Consider the following 21,654-nt stretch of genomic DNA (forward strand, 5'->3'; position numbering starts at 1 on the left):
GCATGGACCTGGTCGAACGTTATCTGAAGGCCGTGGCGGCCCAGTTGCCCAAGGCTGATCGCGACGACATCGCTGCCGAGTTGCGCGACGAGATCATGGATCGGCTCGACGCGCTGGAGGGGCGTCTGGGCCGTGCGCCGACCGACGACGAGGTCGAGGCGTTGTTGCGCGAAGTCGGGCATCCACTGACCGTGGCGGCGCGCTATCGCTCGGGGCCACAGGCGCTGATCGGGCCTGAGCTCTATCCCTGGTGGATGTTCGGGGTGAAGGTCGGGCTGACGGTCATGGCCGGCGTGACCCTGATCGGGCTGGCGGTGCGGGTGCTGGTCGGCGACGTCTATGTGGGTCAGGCGATCAGGCAGGGCATCGCCAGCCTGTTCAGCGGGGCCATCACCATCATCGGCCTGTTGACCGTGGCTGGCTTCGTGCTGGAACGTCAGCAGAAGAAGCCGGACTTCATCGTGAAATGGCGGGTCAAGGATCTCGGCCTGTTCGAGCTGGGCGGCGACTTCGACGCCGACCAGTGGGGCCAACGGCTGGCGCGGGGCGACTGGTCTTCGCCTAAGGCCAAGCCCGGCGCGGCGGTCCGCAAGAGCGCGGAGATGTCGCCGGTGGCCCGCGCGGTCGCCAGCGCCATCGGCTGGACCGTCGTGCTGATGTGGTGGACGGGCCTGCTTCAGGTCGCGCCGATCCGGCCCGAGGATCTGGCGGGCGTGGTCGACGGCGTCGATTACGGGCGGATCCTGGGCGACATGGTGCGCGCCGCCTATTGGCCGGTCGCCCTGTTCGCGGCCTGCCGTGTGGGCTTCGACCTGATGCGAGCGGCGTCGGGGGGAAACGTGCGTCTGACGGCGCTGGGCGATCTCGCGTTCGGGATCGCGGCCGCGTGGGGCCTGCTGTGGGTCTGGTTCTGGTCGGCGCTGTCACCGCTGATCTGGGTCGGCAGCGTCACCGACTTCGTGGAGCGGGTGCGGGTGCTGATCGGCCGCTCCGGCGAGGACGTGGGCGGGGTGGCGACGATCCTGATGGTCGTGGTGGTCTGGGCCTTCGCCGCCGAGGTGGTGCGGGTGGTTCGGGCGGCGGCGCGGCTGGTCGCGGGGCGCTGAAAATCATCCCCTTCCTCGACGGGAGGGGATGAACCTTCGGGCGGCTGCACCGTTGGGGCCAAGCGGCGCCGTTCAGGCCGCGGCGGGGGCGGATCATCGCGTGACATTGCAGCAGGGTTTGGCGTTCGGCCTGGTTGGCCTGACGGTGGCGGCCTTCATCTGGGGCCGCTTCCGCTATGATCTGGTGGCGCTGGCGGCGCTGGTCGCGGGCCTCGCCGTCGGGGTGATCCCGGCGGAGGACGCCTTTTCAGGCTTCGCCAACGACGTGACGGTGATCATCGCTTGCGCCCTGGTCGTGTCTGCAGCCTTCGCCCGGTCTGGCATCGTTGAGATGGCGCTGAAGCGGGTCCTGCCGCACCTGAAGACGGAACGCAGTCAGGTTCCGGTGCTGACGACGGCGGTGACCCTGCTGTCCATGGTGACCAAGAACGTCGGGGCGCTGGCCATCATGATGCCGGTGGCGCTTCAGGTCTCGCGCAGGACCGGCACGCCCCAGTCGCGCCTGCTGATGCCGATGGCCTTCGGCGCCATGGCGGGCGGCATGGTGACCCTGGTGGGCACCTCGCCCAATATCCTGGTCGCCCAGGTGCGCCAGGAGATCGTGGGTCAGCCGTTTCAGATGTTTGACTACGCGCCCGTCGGTCTGGCGCTGACGGCGGCGGCGCTGGTGTTTCTGGCGTTCGGTTATCGGCTGCTGCCGAAGGATCGAACCGGCGCGCTGGGCCTGTCGGCAGCCCTTTCGGCCAACGCCTATCTGACCGAGGCCCGCGCACCGGACGACTGGATGCGAGAGCCGACGACGATCACAGCCCTGGTGGCGTTGACGCCCGACGCGGTCGAAGTCATGGCCCTGATCCGAGACGGCAAGCGTCGCGCCAGGCCGCGTGGCAACACCCTGGTCCAGCCGGGCGACACCCTGTTGCTGAAGGGCGACCAAGAGGCGCTGGAAGCGTTCATCGATGCGACGAAGCTGACGCTGGTGCGGGGCGACCGCCCGGTGCTGCTGGAACAGGCCAAGGACGAGGTCAATCTGGTGGAGGCGGTGGTCGGGGCTGAATCCCCGCTGACGGGTCAATCGGTGCGCCAGCTGGACCTTTACGGCCAGCATGGTCTGAACCTTCTGGGGGTGTCGCGCAGCGGCTATGAACTGACGCAGCACCTCAGAACGGCCAAGCTTCAGGCGGGCGACGTGTTGCTGCTTCAGGGGTCCGAGGCGGCGATGCCCAAGGTGCTGGCCGAACTGCAGCTCCTGCCCCTGGCCGAGCGTGAGGTGCGGCTGGGCGGCAAGCGACGCAAATACCTGCCGGCGGTGGTGCTGGCGGCGGCGATGGTGATGGTGGGGTTCGGCATCCTTCCCGTGGCCATCGCCTTCTTCGGCGCCGCCGTGGTGATCGTGGCCTTGGGCGGCCTGCGGATGCGCGACGCCTATGCGGCGCTGGACGGGCCGCTGCTGGTTCTAATCGCGGCGTTGATCCCCGTGTCCGACGCCATCCAGCAGACCGGCGGCGCCGACCTGATCGCCAGTCATCTGAAGGCGGTGTTCGAAGGCATTCCGCCGGTGGTGGCCGTGGCGGGGATGATGGCCGCGTCGATGGCGGTGACGCCCTTCCTGAACAACGCCGCCACGGTTCTGGTCGTGGCGCCCATCGCCGGTGTTCTGGCCCAGCAGTTGGGCCATCGCCCCGACCCGTTTCTGATGGCGGTTGCGGTGGGGGCCGCGTGCGACTTCCTGACCCCCATCGGACACCAGTGCAACACCATGGTCATGGGACCCGGCGGCTACAAATTCTCGGACTATCCGAAGCTGGGCGCGCCGTTGAGCCTGCTGGTGCTGATTATCGGCCCGCCGATGATCCTGCTGTTCTGGCCCATGTGACGATCGCCTCTTGACGGCGTGTAACCTATAGGTGATATGTCACCTCAAGGTTACTTATGACACAGGGAGGCAAGACCATGCAAGACGAACAGGCGATCCGCCTGATGGAATCGAAGCGGGCGACGAAATGGCGTTGGGCGATAGGCCTGGGGGCAGTCAGCACAGCCGCCGTGATCGGCGGCGTCGCGGTCGGGGTTCGGGTCGATGGCGACCTGGCCACCGCTGCGGGCGCGGTGACGGGCGCCGGGGCCGTGATCCTGGTTGCGGCGCTGGCCTTGGCCTGGTGCACACGGCCAGGACAGTCGGTGGAGGCGCTTATGCGGCGCCAGGGGACAAGCCGAGATCAGTTGCAGAAGGCGCGGACGCGTCAGTTGATCATCTTCCCCTTCGTCATGCTGGCCTTCATGTTCCAGGCCCATTTGGCCATGCAGCAGGTCCTGGCCGGGCAGGGGAACTGGGGGCATTATCTGCAGGTGTCCTTGCCGGTCCTGTACGGCTGGGTCGTGCCCCTGATCGTGATGGGTTGGGACTTGACCACGCGAAAGCACCGCAGCCTGCTGGACGACGAACTGACCCAGTCGATGCGGGCGCAGGCGATGATCCTGGCGTTCGTGGTGCTGATGGGCGGGGCGACGGTCGCTCTGATGCTGGGCATGTGGCGGCCGGCCTATGGCGTCGCCGCCCTGCCCTATGTGCTGGCCATCGGCGGGGCGACGGCGGGGCTCAGGTTCGCCTGGCTGGATCGGGAGGCCGAGCGCGGTGGGTGATCCGAGATTGGGATCGCGCCTGAAGGAGGCGCGGCTGGCCGCCGAACTGACCCAGGCCGGCCTGGCCGACAAGGCGGGCGTGTCACGCAAGACCATCAATACGGTCGAGAACGGCGTCTTCGTGCCTTCAACCGTCCTGGCGCTGGAACTGGCGCGGGCGTTGGAGACGACGGTGGAGGCGCTGTTCTTCCTCAAGGACTGATCCGATCCATGTCCGAAAACCGCGAGACATCGCGGGCCGAGCGGGGCATCCTGTCCTTATGGAACAGCCCCTGGATCAGGATGCCTGCTGGCGCGCCGCCGTGGCGCGGGACGCCCGTTTCGACGGGCGTTTCTTCACCGGCGTGACCTCGACCGGGATCTATTGCCGGCCGGTCTGTCCGGCGCGGACGCCAAAGCGTGAGAATGTCGTGTTTCATCCGACGGCGGCGGCGGCGGAGGAGGCGGGGCTTCGGGCCTGCCTGCGTTGCCGGCCCGAGACCGCGCCCGAGATGGGCGCCTGGCGCGGCACGTCGAACACCGTCAGCCGCGCCTTGGCGCTGATCGAGGCGGGGGCGCTGGACAGGGGCGATGCGGAGGCGCTGGCGACCCGGCTGGGCATGGGCGAGCGGCAACTGCGCCGCCTGTTCCGCCAGCACCTGGGCGCCGCCCCGGTCAGCGTGGCCCAGACGCGACGCGTGCTGCTGGCCAAACAGCTGATCCACGAAAGCGACCTGTCGATGGCCGAGGTGGCGATGGCTTCCGGCTTCGGCAGCGTGCGGCGCTTCAACGAGACCTTTCAGGCCCTCTACGGCCGCGCGCCGTCGGACCTCCGCCGACGCAAGGTCGAAGGCGAGCCGGGCGGGGTGATCAAGATCAACCTGTCCTACCGGCCGCCCTATGACTGGACCGCCATGATGACGACGCTGGCGATCCGCGGCGTCGCGGACGAGGCGGTGGTCGATGGCATATGGACCCGTCGGCTGCGCATCGATGTGGATGGCACGGACGGGTCTGTGACGGTGCGCCCCGCCGCCATGGGCAGGGCGGCGGTCGAGGCGCGGGTCTACGAGCTGAAGGCCTTGCCCGGCGTTCTGGCGCGGGTGCGGCGGGTGTTCGACCTCGCCGCCGATCCCGAGGCGATCACGCGCGACCTGTCGGCCGATCCCGTCCTGCGGGCGGCGGTCGAGGCGCGGCCGGGATTGCGGCCTGCGGGCGACTGGATCGACGCGGGCGAGGATGCGCCCAGCGACCGGCTGGCGACGACGGATGTCGGACTGCTGGCGCGCGCGGAGCGGTGGCGGCCGTGGCGAGCCTATGGCGCCCTGTACTGGACCCTGATCGAGGAGCGGCGAGATGACGAAGCAGCCTGAGATGCATCTGACCCTGGACCGAATCCCGTCGCCCGTGGGCGAGGTGCTGGTCGTCACCGACGCGGACGGTGCGGTGCGGGCGCTGGATTTCCACGACTATGAGGCGCGGCTGCTGCTGCTGCTGCGTCGTCACTATGGCCAAGTCGTTCTGGTCGAGGGGCGCGCGCCCGAGATCGTGCGTAGGGCCGTCGAGGCCTGGTTCGGCGGAGACCTGACCGCCTTCGACACGGTCGAGGTGAAGACCGGCGGCACGGAGTTTCAGCGTGCGGTGTGGAAGGCCCTGCGCGAGATCCCCTCTGGTGAGACGCGCACCTATGGCCAGCTCGCCTCGGCGATCGGCGCGCCCAAGGCGGTGCGGGCGGTCGGTCTGGCCAACGGCGCGAATCCGGTCGGGGTCATCGTGCCCTGCCATCGCGTGATTGGGGCGAACGGGACGCTGACCGGCTATGCGGGCGGGCTGGAGCGCAAGCGCTGGCTGCTGGCGCACGAGGCCGGCGGTCGATTGCTCTAGCGCCGCGTGAACCGTTCGGGGGGCAGGGCGGCGTGGGTGAAGCGTGCCTGGCGCACCGCGCCCTTGAAATAGTTCACGCGGTTCATGCGACAGCCGACCGAGGCGCGGCCTGGTCCTTGAGGCTTGAACGGCACGGCATGTTCGCCTTGCAGGACGCCGTCGACATAGGCCCGGTACATGACGCCGTCGAAGGTCTGGGCGACGTGGAACCACTGGCCGCAGGGGTAGAGGCGCTCGGGAAAGATCAGGGTGTGGTTGTAGCCGGGGCCGCGGGTGAAGGCGTCCAGGTACCAGCGGTCCTGAACCACGCGGATCTCGAACAGGAAACGCGTCTGGGACGGCGGCTGGCCGGCGGGCGCCTCTGCGGCGAGATGGAACCAGCGTTGCTCGAAGGCGCCGCCGTCGGGCCGGAACAGGGCCTCGAACGTAAAGGTCTCGGCGCCGGCCAGCGGATGGTTGTCGATGAACAGGGCGTCGTCCACGCCGTCGAACAGCACGGCCCGGCCATAAGGACTGTCGATCAGGGTCGGGTCGCCCTCGACGCTGGTCGCGACCCCGCCGATGTCGCTCAGCCGATCAAAGGTCCACACCGTCTGGCGCGGCGCGGCGGCCCCCATCGTCGCACATCCCGGCAGGATCGCGCCCACGACACCCGATGCCCCCAGGGCCATCAGGCGGCGGCGGTCCAGGGGCAGGGCGTCGGGCATGGTTCGTCTCTCGGCGGTTTTGTCGCGCGACACTATGGGAATGGCTGCGCGAGGCAACGGCCTGCGCCCCGGTTCGTTGTCTCAACCCTTACAGACTGGAGTATCGACGATGAAACTTTCCAATGGCGCACTGGTGGCGGTGGTCGACGGCGAAAAGCTGGCCCTGTTCAAGAACACGAACGCCTCGGACATCAAGCTGACGCCGCTGGAAAATCCTCCTATCGCGGATCGCGTCTCCGGCTCTGCCGGCCGCCGTTCCAATGAGGCCAATCCCGACAACGACACCCAGGCCGAGGACGGTTTCGCCATGGGCGTCGCCGAGGTGCTGAACAAATGGTCGGTCACCAACAAGATCGACGAACTGCTGGTGATCGCGGCGCCCAAGACGCTCGGCGAGCTGCGCAAGCACTGGCACAAGGACCTTCAGGGCAAGCTGGTCGGCGAGATCGCCAAGGACCTGACGGGACACTCCAGCGACCAGATCGCTGCGGCGATCGACAAGGCCTGAATGATCAGAGGGGGCGCCGCAAGCGCCCCTTCTTTTTGCCGTCAGTCCTTGATCTCGGCGGTGCAGGGCCGGTCGTCGGGGCCGGCGGCGCCGTCGCAGCGGCGGGCGGCGAGCAGGGCGGCTTCGCTCTCGACCAGACGGTTGCGGCCGTCTTCGCCGCGCACAAGGGCGAAGGCGTCGTAGAGGCCACCCTCGGCGGTGAAGGCCTTGAAGTCGATGCGCGCGTCGGCGACGTCGATCACTTGATAAAGCTCGGTGTTCTCAGCGGCGCGCACGGGCTGAGTATCGGCGCGGTCGTTGAGGCCATACATCTTCGAACCCACGACCGAGACCAGATAGACGGGGCCGACCGGCTGGCCTGCGTCCGACGCCGTGCGCGAAGCTGCGGCGCCCGCCTCGTTGGAGACGCGGGCATAGCAGTGGTCGTGGCCCTGCAGGACCAGATCGACGTTGTGACGTTCGAAGATCGGCTTCCACACGGTCTTCAGCGGCTCGGTGTCGTTGGGGCGGGCGCAGGTGAAGATCGGTTGGTGCATCAGGACGATGTTCCAGAGGGCGGTGCTCTCCGTCAGGACACGATCCAGCCAGGCGGTCTGGCTGTCCAGCGTGCCCAGGTCGATGGCTGAGGTGCCGTCCAGCACCACGAACCGCGCGCCCTGATAATCGAAGACGTAAGACGTCGCCTCGGCGCCCGGCGCGCCATTGGCCGGCAGGGCGTGGTGCGGTGTCCAGCCCGGACCCAGTTCGCGTGTCTCGGACCCGTCGGCGGCGACGGCGTCGCGATATTCATGGTTTCCGGCGGCGACCGCCTGGGGGATCATGGCGAAGGCGTATCCGCCGGCGGCGGTCCACTCGCCGTATTCGTCGTCGGCGACCTTGGTTTCGCGCTGGGCGATCTGGTCGCCGGCGTGGACGGCCAAATCCACGGGGCCGGACGAGAGGAAGGCCTGGCGGATGACGCGCGACCCGACCTCAAGGATGTCGTTCTGCGTATCGCCGAAATAAAGGAAGCGGAACGGGGCGGGTTCGGCCTCGGCGGTGGTGAAGGGCAGCCATTCGGACCAGCCGTCGGCAGCCCTGACCCGATAGACGTAGCGCGCGCCCGGGGTCAGGTCGGTGAAGCGGACATGGTGGTGATGGGCCGGACCGTTCTCGGCCGTAGAAGCGATCGTTTCCCCCGTGACGGTGCGGGCTGCATGACCCAGCAGGGGGCCGGCGATGTCCAGGGCGATCTCGGCCTCGGCCGTGGTCTGGGCCGTCGAGGTGCGCCAGGCGACGCCCATCTGTCGCGCGGCGTCGGCGCCGGGCGACAAAACGATCCGGTCGGCCCAGCCCTTGGCCGCATAGCGGCCGTTCGGCGCGTGGGCGGGTGGCGGCAGGGGATCGGGATCGGCCGGCGCGACTACCTGGGCTTGGACGGCGCCGGCGGCCAGCAGGGCGCATAGCGCCGAGGTCAGAAGCAGTCGCATGGTGTTCCCCCGTGATCAGTCGGGGCGGGGCTAAACAGGCCTCATGACGCTCGAACGACGGGGATGCGACGGTTTCGTCATGATCGCTCCGTTCGCGCGCGACCAAGCGTCGCTGGTCAGCTTCCGTCCAGGAACAGCCGGCATGCCGGGTTGGCGGTCTCGTCGACGTAGGGGTAGCCCAGGTCGGCGAGGGCGGCTGTCAGCTGGGCCTGCTCTTGGGGCGGCACGCTGATGCCCGCCAGCACCCTGCCTACGTCGTCGCCGTGGTTGCGATAGTGGAACAGGGTCAGAGCCCAAGCGGGCTGAAGGCTGTTCAGAAAACGCAGGAAGGCGCCGGGCCGTTCGGGGAACTGGAAGCGCAGGATGCGTTCGTGCGGCAGGCCCACGGTGCGGCCGCCGACCATGTAGCGGACGTGCAGCTTGGCGGTCTCGTTGTCGCTCATGTCCTCGACGGCGTAGCCGCCCGAGCGCAGAGCCGCGATCAGGTCGTCACGCTCATGCGGGCCGTTCCTGAGGGCGACCCCGACGAAGATCTGGGCGTCGCCGTCGCCGGACCAGCGATAGTTGAACTCGGTCACCGACCGGCCGTCCAGCGTATCCAAGAAGCGGCGATAGTCGTCGCGGTCGTCCTTCATCGCCACAGCCAGCAGGGCCTCGGCGCCCTCGCCGATCTCGGCCCTTTCGGCGACGTGACGCAGGCGGTCGAAGTTTAGGTTGGCGCCCGAGTTGATGGCGATCAGCGACCCCTTCCTGAAATCGGGGCCGGGATGGGCGGCGGCCCAAGCCTTCAGCCCCGCCAGGGCTACGGCGCCCGACGGCTCGGCGATGGCGCGGCTGTCGTCGAAGATGTCCTTGATCGCGGCGCAGATGGCGTCGGTGTCCACCAGCACGATCTCGTCCAGCAGGTCCTTGCACAGGGCGAACGTCAGGTCGCCTGCGCGACGCACGGCGACGCCGTCGGCGAACAGGCCGACCTCGTTCAGGGTCACCACCTGGCCCGCGTCGATGGCGGACTTCATGGTGGGCGCATCGACGGGTTCGACGCCGATGACGCGGGTCTCGGGACGCAGGAATTTGACGATGGCGGCGACCCCGGCCGCCAACCCGCCGCCGCCGATGGGAACGAAGATCGCCTCGATGGGGTCGGCGTGCTGGCGCGCGATCTCCAGCCCGACCGTGCCCTGGCCGGCGATGACGTCGGGGTCGTCGAACGGGTGAATGAAGGCGGCGCCGGTCTGGCTCTCCAGATGGCGAGCGTGGGCATAGGCCTCATCGAAACTGTCGCCATGCAGGACCACTTCGCCACCTAGGGCGCGCACGGCGGCGACCTTGATGCCGGGGGTGGTGGTCGGCATGACGACGGTGGCCGGGGTGTTTCGACGCGCGGCGGCCAAAGCCACGCCCTGCGCATGATTGCCGGCAGAGGCGCAGATAACGCCCTTGGACAGTTCGGCCTCGGACAGGGCCGCGATCTTGTTGTAGGCGCCGCGGATTTTGAACGAAAAGACCGGCTGCAGGTCCTCGCGCTTGAGCAGGACGGGCCGGTCGAGCCGTGTCGACAGGCGGCGCAGCGGATCGAGAGGCGTTTCCTCGGCCACGTCATATACGCGGGCGGTGAGGATGCGGCGGATGGTGTCCTGCATGGAAATGTCGCGAATAGGCTTGATGCGGCAAAGAAGTGGGCTGTCGTCTAGGCGAATTCGGCCGTCGTGGGAACGGTTTTTGCAAATCCGAGCTGTCGACGCTTGTGGAGTGCGGCTTTGCATTTCCTCTTGCACCGCGTCCGCATAGGCCTACATTATTCCTGCTTATGCTAACATTGAGCATAAGGGTCAGGGAGATGATCATGGCTGACGGCGCCTTTGGTCTGACGAAGGAATTGGAGCGGGAAACCGCCGGGGTGTGGGCCAAGGTCAAGGATCACGTCACGCCTTTGGAATGGCCCGAACAGGCGCGGCTGATCAGCGAGATCAACCGGCTGAAGCGCGAGCGCGACGCCGTGATCCTGGCGCACAACTATATGACGCCCGAGATCTTCCACGGGGTCGGCGACTATGTCGGCGACAGCCTGGGCTTGGCCAAGGAGGCCGCGCGGTCGGACGCGAAAGTGATCGTCCAGGCCGGCGTTCACTTCATGGCCGAGACATCCAAAATCCTGTCGCCCGAGAAGACCGTGCTGATCCCGGATTTGCGCGCGGGCTGTTCGCTGGCGTCGTCGATCACGGGGGCGGACGTGCGGCTGATCAAGCAGCGTTATCCGGGCCTGCCGGTCGTGACCTATGTGAACACCACCGCCGATGTGAAGGCCGAAACCGACATCTGCTGCACGTCCGCCAACGCCGTTCAGGTGGTCGAATGGGCGGCGAAGGAATGGGGTGTGGACCGGGTCATCCTGATCCCCGACGAATATCTGGCGCGCAATGTCGCGGCTCAGACGACGGTGGGGATTATCGCCTGGAAGGGCCGCTGCGAGGTGCACGAGCGGTTCACGGTGGATGACATCGCCGAGATGCGCGCCGCCTATCCGGGCGCCGAAATCCTGGCCCACCCCGAATGCCCGGAAGACGTGCTGGCGGCGGCGGACTTCGCCGGTTCGACGGCGGCGATGACCGACTATGTCGAGACACGGCGGCCCAAACAGGTGGTTTTGATCACCGAATGTTCGATGGCCTCGAACGTGGCCGGCGACGTGCCGGGCGTGCAGTTCATCGGCCCGTGCAACCTGTGCCCACATATGAAGCGGATCACGCTTCAGAACATCCACGACTGCCTGTTGCACATGCAGTTCGAGGTCACGGTGCCAGCCGCCATGATCGAGCGTGGACGCCTTGCCGTGCAGCGGATGATCGACCTGCCGCCGCCCGCCGTTCCCGCCCGCTACGACCTGGTCAAGGCGCGCCACCACGTCGATGTGGAGCTGATCTGAGCGTGACGCGGCGATCGGTCCCGGCGACGGGGCCGATGCGCGCGCCCATCTGGACGCCATGAGCAACACCGACACCCCAAACCCGACGCCCGCCCCCGGTCCCTGGGATCCCCGGCCCGAAACCGCCGCCGTGCGCGAGGCGCCGGTCGAGCGCGCCACCCTCGATGCTCCGGTCGAGAAGGACCAGAGCCTGGTCTGGGCCTTGGCGTCCACGGCCCTGATGGGCGGTTTCCTGTGGTGGGTCACGGGCAGCGCCATCGTGGCCGGCGCGGTGCTGATCGGCCTGTTCGTCCATGAGGCGGGGCACGCCCTGGCGATGAACAAGCTCGGCATGGGGCCGGCGCGCATCTATATCATTCCTTTCCTGGGCGGACTGGCCAAGGCGCGGCGCGAACCCCGCAGCGAATGGGACGGCGTGCTGGTGTCGCTGGCCGGGCCGGCGTTCGGCCTGCTGGCCATGATCCCCTTCGTCGGGGTCTGGATGGTCTTGGGGCAGGGCGAATGGCTGATGGGCGCCTTCTTCATCGCCATGCTGAACCTGGTGAACCTGGTCCCTGCGCCGCCGCTGGACGGGTCCAAGGCCCTGGGGCCGGTGCTGACGCGGGTTCATCCGCGTCTTGAGCAGATCGTGCTGCTGGTGATCGGCGTGGCGGTGGTCTGGTGGGGATTGTCCACCGGGCGGTTCATCCTGGCCGCCTTCCTGGCCCTGTCAGTGTTCAGCCATCTGAAGCGAGGTGTCTGGCGCGCGGCCTGGGGCACGCTGAGCTGGCCTGAGGCGGGCAAGAGTCTGGCCCTCTATCTGCTGACCCTGGCGGTGTGCGCAGCGGCGGCCGTCGGCGCCCTGATGCCGATGACCGGCGGCGATCCGGCCGGGGCTGTGCAACTGGGCCTGAACTATCTCGGAGTGCGCGGATGAACCGAACGCGGCATGGTGGACCTCTGATCGTCGGCGCAGGCTTGGCGGGGCTGTCGGCCGCGCTGGAGGCGGCCAAGGCCGGGGCCAGGGTTCTGGTGGTTACGCCGGAGCCGTTGTTGAACGCCTGTTCGTCCGCCTGGGCGCAGGGCGGGATGGCGGCGGCCCTGACGGCGCAGGATTCGGCCGAACGTCATGCGCGGGACACCGAGGCGGCCGGTGCTGGTCTGGTCGAGCCGGTCGCGGCGCGCGCCCTGACCGACGCCGGGCGCGAGACGGTGGAGTGGCTGGCGGCCCTGGGCGCGCCGTTCGACCGGGATGCGGACGGCGGTTTCGTCGTCAGCCTGGAGGCGGCCCATTCCGTTCCCCGCGTGGCGCGGGTCGGCGGTGACGGCGCCGGCCGGGCCATCCTGTCGGCCGTGGTCGCGGCCGTGCGGGCCGAGAAACGGATCGAGGTGTGGGACGATGCGCGGCTGAAGGCTTTGCTTCAGGACGCCGACGGCCGAGTGGTCGGGGCGGTGGTCGTGCGCGGCGACCGCCTGGTCGAGATCACGGCGACCGCGGTGGTGCTGGCCACCGGCGGGGCGGGCGGCCTGTTTGCGGCGACCACGACCCCGGCGGCGCTGAAGGGCGAGGGGATGGCCTTGGCCGCGCGTGCCGGTGCGGAAATTCTCGATCCCGAGTTCGTGCAGTTCCACCCCACCGCGATTGATGTCGGTCTGGACCCCGCGCCTTTGGCGACCGAGGCCTTGCGCGGCGAAGGCGCGCGGCTGATCGATGGCGAGGGCAGGTTCCTGCTGGGCGCCGAGAACGACGCCGATCTGAAGCCGCGCGACGTGGTGGCGCGGGCGGTCCATGCGGCGCGGGTCGAGAGGCGAGGCGCCTTTCTGGATGCGCGCACGGCCATCGGCGAGGCCTTCCCGCACGAGTTTCCGGCCGTCTTCGCCGCCTGTATGCGCAGCGGTCTGGACCCGCGCGTCAGTCCCATTCCGGTGATGGCGGCCTGCCACTATCACATGGGCGGGATCGCCGCCGATGCGGACGGGCGCACGACGGTTCCGGGCCTCTATGCGGTCGGAGAATGTGCGGCGACGGGGGTGCATGGCGCCAACCGGCTGGCCTCCAACTCCCTGCTCGAAGCGGCGGCCTTCGGTCGGCGCGCGGGTGTGGCGGCGGCCATGGAAACAGGCGGCGGGCGTCCTGCACCGGCCGAGATCGCGCCCGATCTGCCGGAGGCGGCGATGGCCGAACTGCGAACGGCGATGACCGCCCATGCAGGCGTTGTGCGCGATGCGCAGGGGCTGTCGGGCCTGATCACCCTGATCGGCCAGCTGGAGACCCAGCACGGGGCGGCCGCCGTCTTGCTGGCGGCGCGGCTGATCGCCCAGGCGGCGCTGGGTCGGCGCGAGAGCCGTGGCGGTCATTATCGTTCGGACTATCCTCGGACGGCGGCGCGCGCCGACCATACGCGGGTGCGGATCACGCGCCCGGCGGCGCTGGAGGCGGCGGAATGAGAAGACTTCCCGATGTTCTGATCCAACCCGTCGTGCGCATGGCTCTGGCCGAGGATCTGGGCCGGGCGGGCGATGTGACCGCCATGGCCTGCATTCCCGAGGGCGCGCGCATGAAGGCGGCGTTCGCGGCGCGCAAGCCGGGCGTGCTGGCCGGGATCGACTGTGTGCGGCTGGCGGTGCTGGCCATGGATCCGAAGGCGTTTGTGGACGTGCGCCTCAATGACGGTGACGCCTTCGACGCCGGTGCGGTGCTGGCGGTGGTCGAGGCCGACGCCCGTGCCTTCCTGTCAGCCGAGCGGACGGCGCTGAACCTGGTGGGGCGGCTCAGCGGCGTGGCGACCCTGACGCGGACCTATGTCGATGCGGTCGCCGGGACGCGGGCGCGGATCGCGGATACGCGCAAGACCACGCCGGGCTTGCGCGCACTTGAGAAGCACGCCGTGGCCTGTGGCGGCGGGATGAACCATCGCTTCGGTCTGGATGACGCCATCCTGATCAAGGACAACCACGTCGCCGTCTGCGGCGGCGTCGCCGAGGCCGTTCGGCGGGCCAGAGCCTTCGCCCCGCACCTGATGAAGGTCGAGGTCGAGGTGGACGGGCTGGATCAGTTGGACGCCGTGCTGGCCCTGATCGACGAGGGCGCGGCGCCCGACGTGATCATGCTGGACAACTTCAGCCTCGACCACCTGCGGGCCGCCGTGTCCCGCGTCGCCGGGCGGATCGTGCTGGAGGCCTCGGGCGGTGTCGATCTGACGACCGTGCGCGGCATCGCCGAGACCGGCGTCGACGTGATCTCGGTCGGCGCCCTGACCCATTCGGCGTCGGTGCTCGACATCGGCCTGGACGCACTCTAGGCGCCCCAAGCCTCAGCTGATCAGGCGGGGCTGGAGGCCGTTTCGACGATGTCGGTCTTGGCGGGGGCTTCTGCTGGACGCACGGGACGCGACGTCGGCTGGGCGTTGGCGGCGCGAGCGGCGGTCGGCGAAGGGGTTGTCGCGGCGGCCGGGCGTGGCGGCGTCGCCAGTTGGGCGGCCGGAGCCGGCAGCGACCGGCCTTCCTGCGCCAGCACCATCGTATAGGCCACGGCCTGTCCGGCCTGACGCGCGGTCTCGACCGGGTTGAGGCCGGCCTGGATCAGGCGCGGCTGTTCCGTAGGAGCCGAAGGCCGCGCCGCATAGGTGAAGGCGCCGCTGGAGCCCGAACGCCCGCCGAAGCGATAGAACAAATGGCTGCCGACCTGGCTGACCTGAATCAGCGACGACCGCCAGCCCGGCGCGACGGCTGTGGTGTGGAAGTGGGTGGCGTTGCCGACGCGGGCGAAGACCGAGCCCGACATGGCGTCCGACGCGACGGTGCGCGCGCGGTTCCAGGCGGCCTGATTGACGCGACCCCGCATCACGCCCGAGCAGGTGAAGGAGAACTGGCAGCCGGTGCTGCGGGCCGCGCCCTGAAACACCACGCCGCAGACGGTCTTGGGGAAGGCGGGGTGACGCACGCGGTTCAGGACCACCTGGGCCACGGCCTTCATGCCGTCGCCGCCTTCGCCGCGGGCTTCATAATAGACGGCCTGGGTCAGGCAATCGAGATCGCGGCTGGCGTCCAGGGCGTTGGCCATCTGGAAGGGGCGGGCGGCGGTCGGGGCGGTCAGGCTGGCGCGGCGAAGATTGGCGTCGCCGGGCGCACGGAGTTGTTCGAGACGGGCGGCCAGCAGTTCGGCCTGTCGGTCGCGCTGGGCCGAGCCGGCGCTGGTATAAGGGTCGTGGCGACGCGCGATGGTCAGGGCGCTGGCGTCCAGGCCGCCGGCGGCGGCGGCGAGCGCCTCTTCGGTGAAACCGGCGGCGGTCGCTCCCTGAATCCGTTCAGCCTGGGCGCGCAGCGTCGTCGCGCGCGCAGCCGTGCCGCCCAGATAGGCGCATCCGATCGCCAGTCCCACCAGACCGCCGAATGCTGCGGCGGCCGTCATGGGCTTGATCTTGGCCACACGATCGGCGCGCAGAATGGCGCGCGTCTGCGAGGAATGCGACAACGAGGTAGTCCTGTTCAGCAGGGCGAGAAACGCGGCCCCCGGGGGTAGTCTTGCCGGCGAGGCGACTCTGCGGTCGCATTCCAGCCTGCAATTTCCGGCGCTCGGCTCAGTGGCCCGGGCGTCGAGGACGGGCCTTTAGCCAGCCTTTTATGGCCTCAATGTGTTCGATTCGCAATCCGATGGTTAAGGTGGCGAAACGACTAGGTATTTTTCAAATGGTCGGCGGCTTGTGGCCGAAATTCGGCACATAGCCCATAATCCAACTGTTGAATACTGTATTAGGTTACACAAAAACTAACCGTCAAACAGCGTGTTGCGGTGCAGCGGACTAAAGATGCCGTCTTGGTCTGTTCAAGATTGTGACGGTGCGCGTAATCGCTACTAAAGCGAAAGGCCGGAACCGCGATGGGGCGTTCGCGTTGAAGCTTGGCCTTTTGGAGAGAAGCACCATGACCCGAACCCTCATCCTGACCGCCGCTGTCGCCTCTGCCCTGACCCTGGCCGCATGCGGCGCCACCGTCGAACAGAAGGCCGCCAGCGGCGCCATCGCCGGCGCCGTCGTGGGCGGCCCCGTGGGCGCCGCCGTCGGCGGGGCCGCCGGAACCGCTGTGGGCCAGGCGCAAAAGCCGAACTGACCTAAAGCCAGTCGCGCCCGTTCGGATGGCGGCCCTTGCCATCGGACGGGCGCGACCTACCTTAGACTGGGCGTGTCGATGGCGACGCCGTCACACGCCAAATGACGCGCAGAATCGATTTCCAGGGGGCGAACCTTGATTTTCGCCCGGTTATCGGCTTTGTGCGCCCCGCTTCGGGATGCGCGTTTTTCTCGCCGCCCGACCCCCGACGGCCGCCCCTGGCCGCTCACAAGGAACCCTGACGCTTTCGCATGAAAGATCTGAAGACCGGATTCTCCGACCGCATTACCGCCCAGCAGGACGCCAAGAAGGCGCTGCTCGCCAAATTCAAGCCGAAGGCCGCTGCGCCCGATCCCGAGTTCGAGCTGCTGGCTGAAAAGCGCGCCGCCGAAAAGGAAGCCCTGCGTCAACAACACGAGCTGGCCAAGGCTGAACAGCGCCGCGAGAAGGCCGAGAAGGACGCCGCCCGCATGGCTGCCGATCTCGCCGCTCAGGATGCGATCGACGCCGAGAAGCGCGCCGACCGCAAGGCGCGCAAGCAGTTGACCAAGGAAGAGCAGAAGGAAAAGCGCGACGCCCGTTACGCCGCGCGCAAGGCCCGCCGCTAGGTCCAAGCCGACTGCCGAAAAGATCGACGCGTCGCAGCTCTGCGGCGCGTTTTTCTTTGCCTGTCAGCTTGCCGGCGTTGCGCTCAGTCGCTCCAGCAGGGCGCGCAACTGGTCAGACGAATAGGGTTTGCGCAGCAGCGGCCAGGTCGTGTCGGCCAGCACCGCGTCCACATCCTCGCCGACATAGCCCGAGGTCAAGGCGATCCGCAGTTCCGGCCATTGGACCGCCGCCACGCGCGCCAACTCCACCCCGCTCATACCGCCCGGCATGACCACATCGGTCAGCATCACGTCGAAGCGATCGGCGTGCAGGAACTTCAGTGCGTCGTCGCCATTCTCGGCCCAGTCGACCTCAAGCCCGAAGCCTTCCAGAATTTCCAACGCCACGGCGGCGACGCCGGGATCGTCCTCGACCAGCAACATCCGCCCGCCCTCGGCTAGAGGCGCGTCGTCCCCGGACGCCGCGACCGGCGCCGCCACCGCATCCTCGACGGACAGGGGCGGCAGGTAGAGGCAGATCTCGGCCCCCTGTCCCGGCTCCGATTCGATATGGACGCCGCCGCCCGACTGGCGCGCGAAGCCATAGACCTGGCTCAGGCCCAGACCCGTGCCCTTGCCGACGCCCTTGGTGGTGAAGAAGGGTTCGAACACTCGGTCCCTGATCTCGGGCGACATGCCTTCGCCATTGTCGGACACGGCGACGCAGACATAGTCGCCGGCCGCCAGTTCGGCGACCTTGCCGGCCTCGACGGTGCAGGCCCGCGTCTGGACCGTGATCCGCGCGTGGCGACCCTTGGCCCCCGTCACGTCGCCCAGGGCGTCGCGGGCGTTGACGATCAGGTTCAGCAGCGCCGCCTCGAACTGGGCCGGGTCCACATTGGCGCGCGCGCCGCCGCGCTTCAGCTTCACCTTGAAGTCGACGGCCTCTCCGACGGCGCGACGCAGCAGGGGCTCGCTCTCGCGGATCAGGGCGTTCAGGTCGATCGGCTCGGGCCTCAGGGCCTGACGCCGCGAGAAGGCCAGCAACTGGTGTGTCAGGCTCTCGCCACGGCGCGCCGCCGCCAGGGCCGCCTCGCCCAGCTTCTTGCGCTTGGCCGGGTCCTCGCTGCGCAGGATGATGTCCAGTGCGCCGATCACCACGGTCAACAGATTGTTGAAGTCGTGCGCCACCCCGCCGGTCAGACGTCCGACCGCCTCCATCCGCTGGGCGTGAACCAGCTGGGCCTCGGCCTGGGCCTTTTCGATCAGGGCCTCGTCGACCCGCTCGGCCAGCAGTTCGTTGATGCGCTTCAGATCGTCTTCGGCGCGTTTGGCGTCGGTCACGTCCAGACAGGCGCCGACATAGCCCTGGAACAGGCCCAAGGCGTCGAAGCGCGGCACGCCCTCGTTGCGCAGCCAGCGCAGGCCGAGCAGCGGGTGGTTGACCCGCGTCAGGGCCTCGAACCGATCCCTGGCCTCGAAGGCCCGCATGAAGGCGGCCACGAAGACGCCCTCGTCGTCCGGGTGGATCAGGTGGCGCCAGCTGTCGGGCAGATGGCCCTCGGCCTCCACCCCGAAGAAGGTGCGATAGCGCCTGTTGGCGAACACCATCTGGGCGGCGTCGTCGCTCATCCAGATCAGGGCCGGCGCGCTGTCCGCCACTGTGCGGAACCGGTTCTCGGACTCTTCCAGCTTGGCCTGGGCGGCCCGCATGTCGGTCACGTCGAAGGCCACGCCGACAAAGCCGACGACTTCGGACCCGTTCAGCCGGGGGCGCGAGAAGGATTTCAGCCAGCGCCACTCGCCGTCGTGCCGGCGATAGCGGGCCTCCATCGAGAAGGGCTCGCGGGTCGCTTCGCCCGCCAGCGATTCCGCCAGGATGCGGGCGTGGTCGTCGGGGTGCAGCACATCGCGCCAGTCCAGGGTGCGAACCGTCTCGTAGTCGGACCCATAGAAGTCGACATAGGCCTGATTGACGAAGGCGCGCGTGCGGTCCTGCTGCGTGACCCAGATCAGGACCGGCGCCGTGTCGGCGATGGCGCGGAAGCGCTGCTCGCTCTCGCGGGTCTCGGTCTCGGCGCGGGCGCGTTCGACCTCGGCCCAGGTGCGGGCGGCGACCTCCTCGACCAGGGCGACCTGCGCCTCGGTCCACAGACGCGGCGTGGCGGAATGGACATAGAGGAAGGCGCGCAGGCGTCCGGTGCGGATCAGCGGCGCGCGGATCAGGGCGCGGGTCTGGATGGCGTCGAAGGCGTCGGCGAAGGCGGCCGTGCGCGGGTCCTCCCGGACATCCTCGATCTGGATCGTGCGGCCTTGCGCCAGATCCGCGATCAGGCCTTCGCCGAAGGCGTTCAGGCTGAACTGGCCCTGGGCGCTGGCGACGCCGGCGGTCCAGTCGCGGCTCATGGAGACGACGCCCGCCGCCTGGTCCACCTCGCCATAGCCGACCCGGTCGGCGTCCAGTAGGGCGCCCAGGGCGCTCTCCACATCGGCCATGATCTCTTCGGGATCGGTCAGGTCCCGTAGGCGGTCGCTGAGGTCCAGCAGGAAGGCCTGACGACGCTCGGCCCGCGCCGCCGTCTCCAGCGCCTCGCGCGTTTCCGTCACGTCGAACGAAATCCCGGCATAGCCCAGGAAGACGCCCTGACCGTCGAAGCGCGGTCGCACGATGGCCCGCATCCAGCGCCAGACGCCGTCCTGCCCCTTGATCCGCCCCTCCATCTCATAGGGCAGACGCTCTGCGGCGGCGGACCGCTCGGCTCCTTTGATGGTCTCCAGGTCGTCGGGATGCACCGCCGCCTTCCAGCCGCCCTCGCGCAGGGTTTCCACGGTCAGGCCATGCAGGGCGAAGACCGCCGCATTGACGAACTCGAACTCTCCCTCGGTGTTCAGCAGCCAGATGGGGGACGGCGCGGTATCGGCCAGCTGCCTGAACCGCGTCTCGCTTTCGCTCAGTCGTGAAATCGCGCTGCGCAGAGACGCGCCGACCAGGGCCATGAACAGGCCGACCAGCACGAAGTTCCAGGTGGCGACCCCGCCGATGGCGCTCAGGATCCCGTCTCGGCCAGTCGTCGTCAGGGCGACGATGGCCCAGCCGCCTCCAGTGCAGACGGCGAGGGCGGCCAGGGCGCCGGACCAGCCGCCCGCCAACGCCGCAAGGGTCACGGCCGGCAGCAGGATGGCGAAACCGGTCACCTCGCCATAAAGGGCGGAGGCCGCCGCGCGGACTGCCAGCCCGGCCAGGGCGAAGCCGACGCCGATCAGCACGCTACGCAAGGGAGATGTCGCGGACAGGCGCGCCAGGCTGATCAGCCAGCCGTCCATCCCCGCGATGCGCCGTGGTGCCGCGCCTCCGCTCATGCTGTTCCGCTTCTCCGGCCGAGTTGTCATCGCACGATGTCGGAACGCAGCTTTACACCTTGCGTTTCGAGCGACCACCCCCGTCGCGCAGCGGGGGTCGCGATAACGACGGTCGTCGGATCGCCGGAAAATGGCCTATAAGTCCGAATAGATGCGCGGTTTCAGCGAAAGGCGACTGCGCCGATCGCGGCTGTGGACGGTGAATGACCCTGTTGCCCTGGAAGACGATGTGGACGGCGCTGCGGCGTTCGGCGGCGGCCCTGCCCGCGGCCGGCGCGGTGCTGGGCGTCGCCATGGCCGCCGGGTCCAGCGTGCGCCCGGACGTGGACCGCACCGCCGAGGCCGTGTCGCGCATCACCGGCGGCGACCTGGGCGAGGGCGGACTGGCGGCGATCAGAGGTCGTCTGACCCCGTCGCAACTTGCCATGGCCATGCGTCATGACCCCAGCCTGTTGCAGCCAGCCCTTTATGGACTGACGCCGGGTTGGGAAAGCCTGACCCTGGCGGGCAAGCCCGGTCTGGAACTGGGCAAGAACGGGCTCGAGGCCCAACGTCTGAACGCCGCCCTGGCCCCCGCGTCGGGTGCGCTGCGTCCCGCCCTGCCGTTCGTGTTCAAGGGCAGCGCCGACGACCGCAGGCGCGCGCTGCGCTGCCTGACCCAGGCCGTCTATTTCGAGGCGGCGCTGGAGCCGGATAACGGCCAGGCCGGCGTGGCCCAGGTGGTGCTGAACCGCGTGCGCGATCCCAACTACGCCAACACGGTCTGCGGCGTGGTCTTCGAGGGCGCCGAGCGGACCACGGGCTGCCAGTTCAGCTTCACCTGCGACGGCTCTCTGGCCCAGGCGCCGGTCGGCTGGGCCTGGGACCGGGCGCGCAAGGTCGCGGAAAAGGCGCTGAACGGCGAGGTCGCCCAGCAGGTCGGCACCGCCACACACTATCACGCCGACTATGTGCATCCCTGGTGGGCGCCGACTGTGGCCAAGGTGACGCAGATCGGCGCGCACATCTTCTATCGCTGGAAGGGGGTCTATGGCGAAACCGCCGCCTTCCGCAAAGTCTACAACGGCCGCGAGCCGGTCATCGACGAGGCGCGCTTCTCGCGGCCCCGCCTGACCATCGCCGCCGGCGCCGCGACCGGCGGTCCCGACCCCGACGCCCTGGCCAAGGACGCGCCCCTGCGCACCGTCGAGGTCGATGGTCAGCAGCGCGTCGTCGGCGTGGTCAGCCTGGGCGGACGTCGCCTGCCGACCCGCGACGAGGTCGCCGCGATCAACGCTCGCCTGACGGCGCTGGAACGGCCCGCAACGACGCCCAAACCCGCCGCCGTTGCGCCTGAAGGCGTGGCGACCATGGACGTCGAAGAAGTCGGTCGTCCCACGAACTGAAATCGCGCATTG

At 68.8% G+C, this 21,654-nt stretch carries 19 protein-coding genes; 14 read left to right on the plus strand and 5 right to left on the minus strand.

What is annotated here, in order from left to right:
• The first annotated feature begins 2 nt into the window (after positions 1–2).
• The 6 genes from CHRYSEO8AT_RS09395 to CHRYSEO8AT_RS09420 all read left to right on the plus strand — a co-directional run bounded on the left by CHRYSEO8AT_RS09395 (position 3) and on the right by CHRYSEO8AT_RS09420 (position 5,612).
• A complete protein-coding gene (locus CHRYSEO8AT_RS09395; RefSeq protein WP_159849424.1) occupies positions 3–1,106 on the plus strand; it encodes a hypothetical protein in 1,104 nt (367 codons plus the stop codon).
• 100 nt (positions 1,107–1,206) lie between these two features.
• Complete coding sequence (locus CHRYSEO8AT_RS09400) at positions 1,207–2,982, plus strand: SLC13 family permease (RefSeq protein ID WP_236547489.1); 1,776 nt, start codon at positions 1,207–1,209, stop codon at positions 2,980–2,982.
• A gap of 77 nt (positions 2,983–3,059) precedes the next feature.
• Complete coding sequence (locus CHRYSEO8AT_RS09405) at positions 3,060–3,749, plus strand: hypothetical protein (RefSeq protein ID WP_159849426.1); 690 nt, start codon at positions 3,060–3,062, stop codon at positions 3,747–3,749.
• A complete protein-coding gene (locus tag CHRYSEO8AT_RS09410; RefSeq protein WP_159849428.1) occupies positions 3,742–3,951 on the plus strand; it encodes a helix-turn-helix transcriptional regulator in 210 nt (69 codons plus the stop codon). The genes CHRYSEO8AT_RS09405 and CHRYSEO8AT_RS09410 overlap by 8 nt, the downstream gene beginning before the upstream one ends.
• A gap of 58 nt (positions 3,952–4,009) precedes the next feature.
• Complete coding sequence (locus tag CHRYSEO8AT_RS09415; protein WP_159849430.1) at positions 4,010–5,101, plus strand: bifunctional transcriptional activator/DNA repair enzyme AdaA; 1,092 nt, start codon at positions 4,010–4,012, stop codon at positions 5,099–5,101.
• Positions 5,085–5,612 (plus strand): methylated-DNA--[protein]-cysteine S-methyltransferase, encoded by a 528-nt coding sequence (locus CHRYSEO8AT_RS09420; RefSeq protein ID WP_159849432.1) that lies wholly within the window; start codon positions 5,085–5,087, stop codon positions 5,610–5,612. The genes CHRYSEO8AT_RS09415 and CHRYSEO8AT_RS09420 overlap by 17 nt, the downstream gene beginning before the upstream one ends.
• Here the strand turns inward: CHRYSEO8AT_RS09420 and CHRYSEO8AT_RS09425 are convergent.
• Positions 5,609–6,319 carry a LamG-like jellyroll fold domain-containing protein gene (locus CHRYSEO8AT_RS09425; protein ID WP_159849434.1) on the minus strand — a complete coding sequence of 237 codons (711 nt, stop codon included), beginning with the start codon at positions 6,317–6,319 and terminating at the stop codon, positions 5,609–5,611. The genes CHRYSEO8AT_RS09420 and CHRYSEO8AT_RS09425 overlap by 4 nt on opposite strands.
• A gap of 109 nt (positions 6,320–6,428) precedes the next feature.
• Between CHRYSEO8AT_RS09425 and CHRYSEO8AT_RS09430 the strand changes: the two genes are divergently transcribed.
• Positions 6,429–6,827, plus strand: a complete 399-nt coding sequence (locus tag CHRYSEO8AT_RS09430) for a host attachment protein (protein WP_159849436.1) — start codon at positions 6,429–6,431, stop codon at positions 6,825–6,827.
• Positions 6,828–6,868: 41 nt separating this feature from the next.
• On the opposite strand, the gene CHRYSEO8AT_RS09435 is transcribed toward CHRYSEO8AT_RS09430, so the two are convergent.
• Together CHRYSEO8AT_RS09435 and ilvA are read right to left on the minus strand one after the other, a co-directional pair.
• On the minus strand, positions 6,869–8,296 hold the full coding sequence (locus CHRYSEO8AT_RS09435) for a metallophosphoesterase family protein (protein WP_159849439.1): 1,428 nt from the start codon (positions 8,294–8,296) through the stop codon (positions 6,869–6,871).
• Between the two features lie 116 nt (positions 8,297–8,412).
• Entirely contained in the window at positions 8,413–9,939 is a 1,527-nt protein-coding gene (gene ilvA / locus CHRYSEO8AT_RS09440) for a threonine ammonia-lyase, biosynthetic (RefSeq protein ID WP_159849441.1), read from the minus strand.
• Between the two features lie 167 nt (positions 9,940–10,106).
• Here ilvA and nadA point away from each other — a divergent pair, with 167 nt between their 5' ends.
• From nadA to nadC, 4 genes are read left to right on the plus strand one after another with little or no spacing between them, the layout of a single operon-like run.
• Positions 10,107–11,222 carry a quinolinate synthase NadA gene (nadA, locus tag CHRYSEO8AT_RS09445; RefSeq protein WP_159849443.1) on the plus strand — a complete coding sequence of 372 codons (1,116 nt, stop codon included), beginning with the start codon at positions 10,107–10,109 and terminating at the stop codon, positions 11,220–11,222.
• 58 nt (positions 11,223–11,280) lie between these two features.
• On the plus strand, positions 11,281–12,138 hold the full coding sequence (locus tag CHRYSEO8AT_RS09450) for a metalloprotease (protein WP_159849445.1): 858 nt from the start codon (positions 11,281–11,283) through the stop codon (positions 12,136–12,138).
• Positions 12,135–13,649: an L-aspartate oxidase gene (locus CHRYSEO8AT_RS09455; RefSeq protein WP_159849447.1), complete on the plus strand. Its 1,515-nt coding sequence runs from the start codon at positions 12,135–12,137 to the stop codon at positions 13,647–13,649. Before CHRYSEO8AT_RS09450 ends, CHRYSEO8AT_RS09455 begins: the two co-directional genes overlap by 4 nt.
• Complete coding sequence (nadC, locus tag CHRYSEO8AT_RS09460; protein ID WP_159849449.1) at positions 13,646–14,503, plus strand: carboxylating nicotinate-nucleotide diphosphorylase; 858 nt, start codon at positions 13,646–13,648, stop codon at positions 14,501–14,503. Before CHRYSEO8AT_RS09455 ends, nadC begins: the two co-directional genes overlap by 4 nt.
• A 20-nt stretch (positions 14,504–14,523) precedes the next feature.
• Here nadC and CHRYSEO8AT_RS09465 read toward each other — a convergent pair whose 3' ends face one another.
• Entirely contained in the window at positions 14,524–15,675 is a 1,152-nt protein-coding gene (locus CHRYSEO8AT_RS09465; RefSeq protein ID WP_159849451.1) for a cell wall hydrolase, read from the minus strand.
• Positions 15,676–16,124: 449 nt separating this feature from the next.
• Between CHRYSEO8AT_RS09465 and CHRYSEO8AT_RS09470 the strand changes: the two genes are divergently transcribed.
• Positions 16,125–16,310, plus strand: coding sequence for a hypothetical protein (locus tag CHRYSEO8AT_RS09470; RefSeq protein ID WP_159849453.1), 186 nt, complete (start codon positions 16,125–16,127; stop codon positions 16,308–16,310).
• 251 nt (positions 16,311–16,561) lie between these two features.
• The gene (locus CHRYSEO8AT_RS09475) at positions 16,562–16,918 is read left to right on the plus strand and encodes a DUF6481 family protein (RefSeq protein ID WP_159849455.1); all 357 of its coding nucleotides are present in this window, start codon (positions 16,562–16,564) and stop codon (positions 16,916–16,918) included.
• 63 nt (positions 16,919–16,981) lie between these two features.
• Here CHRYSEO8AT_RS09475 and CHRYSEO8AT_RS09480 read toward each other — a convergent pair whose 3' ends face one another.
• Positions 16,982–20,257, minus strand: coding sequence for a PAS domain S-box protein (locus CHRYSEO8AT_RS09480; protein WP_159849457.1), 3,276 nt, complete (start codon positions 20,255–20,257; stop codon positions 16,982–16,984).
• Positions 20,258–20,460: 203 nt separating this feature from the next.
• Here CHRYSEO8AT_RS09480 and CHRYSEO8AT_RS09485 point away from each other — a divergent pair, with 203 nt between their 5' ends.
• Complete coding sequence (locus CHRYSEO8AT_RS09485; RefSeq protein ID WP_159849459.1) at positions 20,461–21,642, plus strand: cell wall hydrolase; 1,182 nt, start codon at positions 20,461–20,463, stop codon at positions 21,640–21,642.
• Positions 21,643–21,654 lie beyond the last annotated feature (12 nt).

It is taken from the genome of Brevundimonas sp. G8 (genome assembly GCF_902506205.1).
Lineage (GTDB): Bacteria > Pseudomonadota > Alphaproteobacteria > Caulobacterales > Caulobacteraceae > Brevundimonas.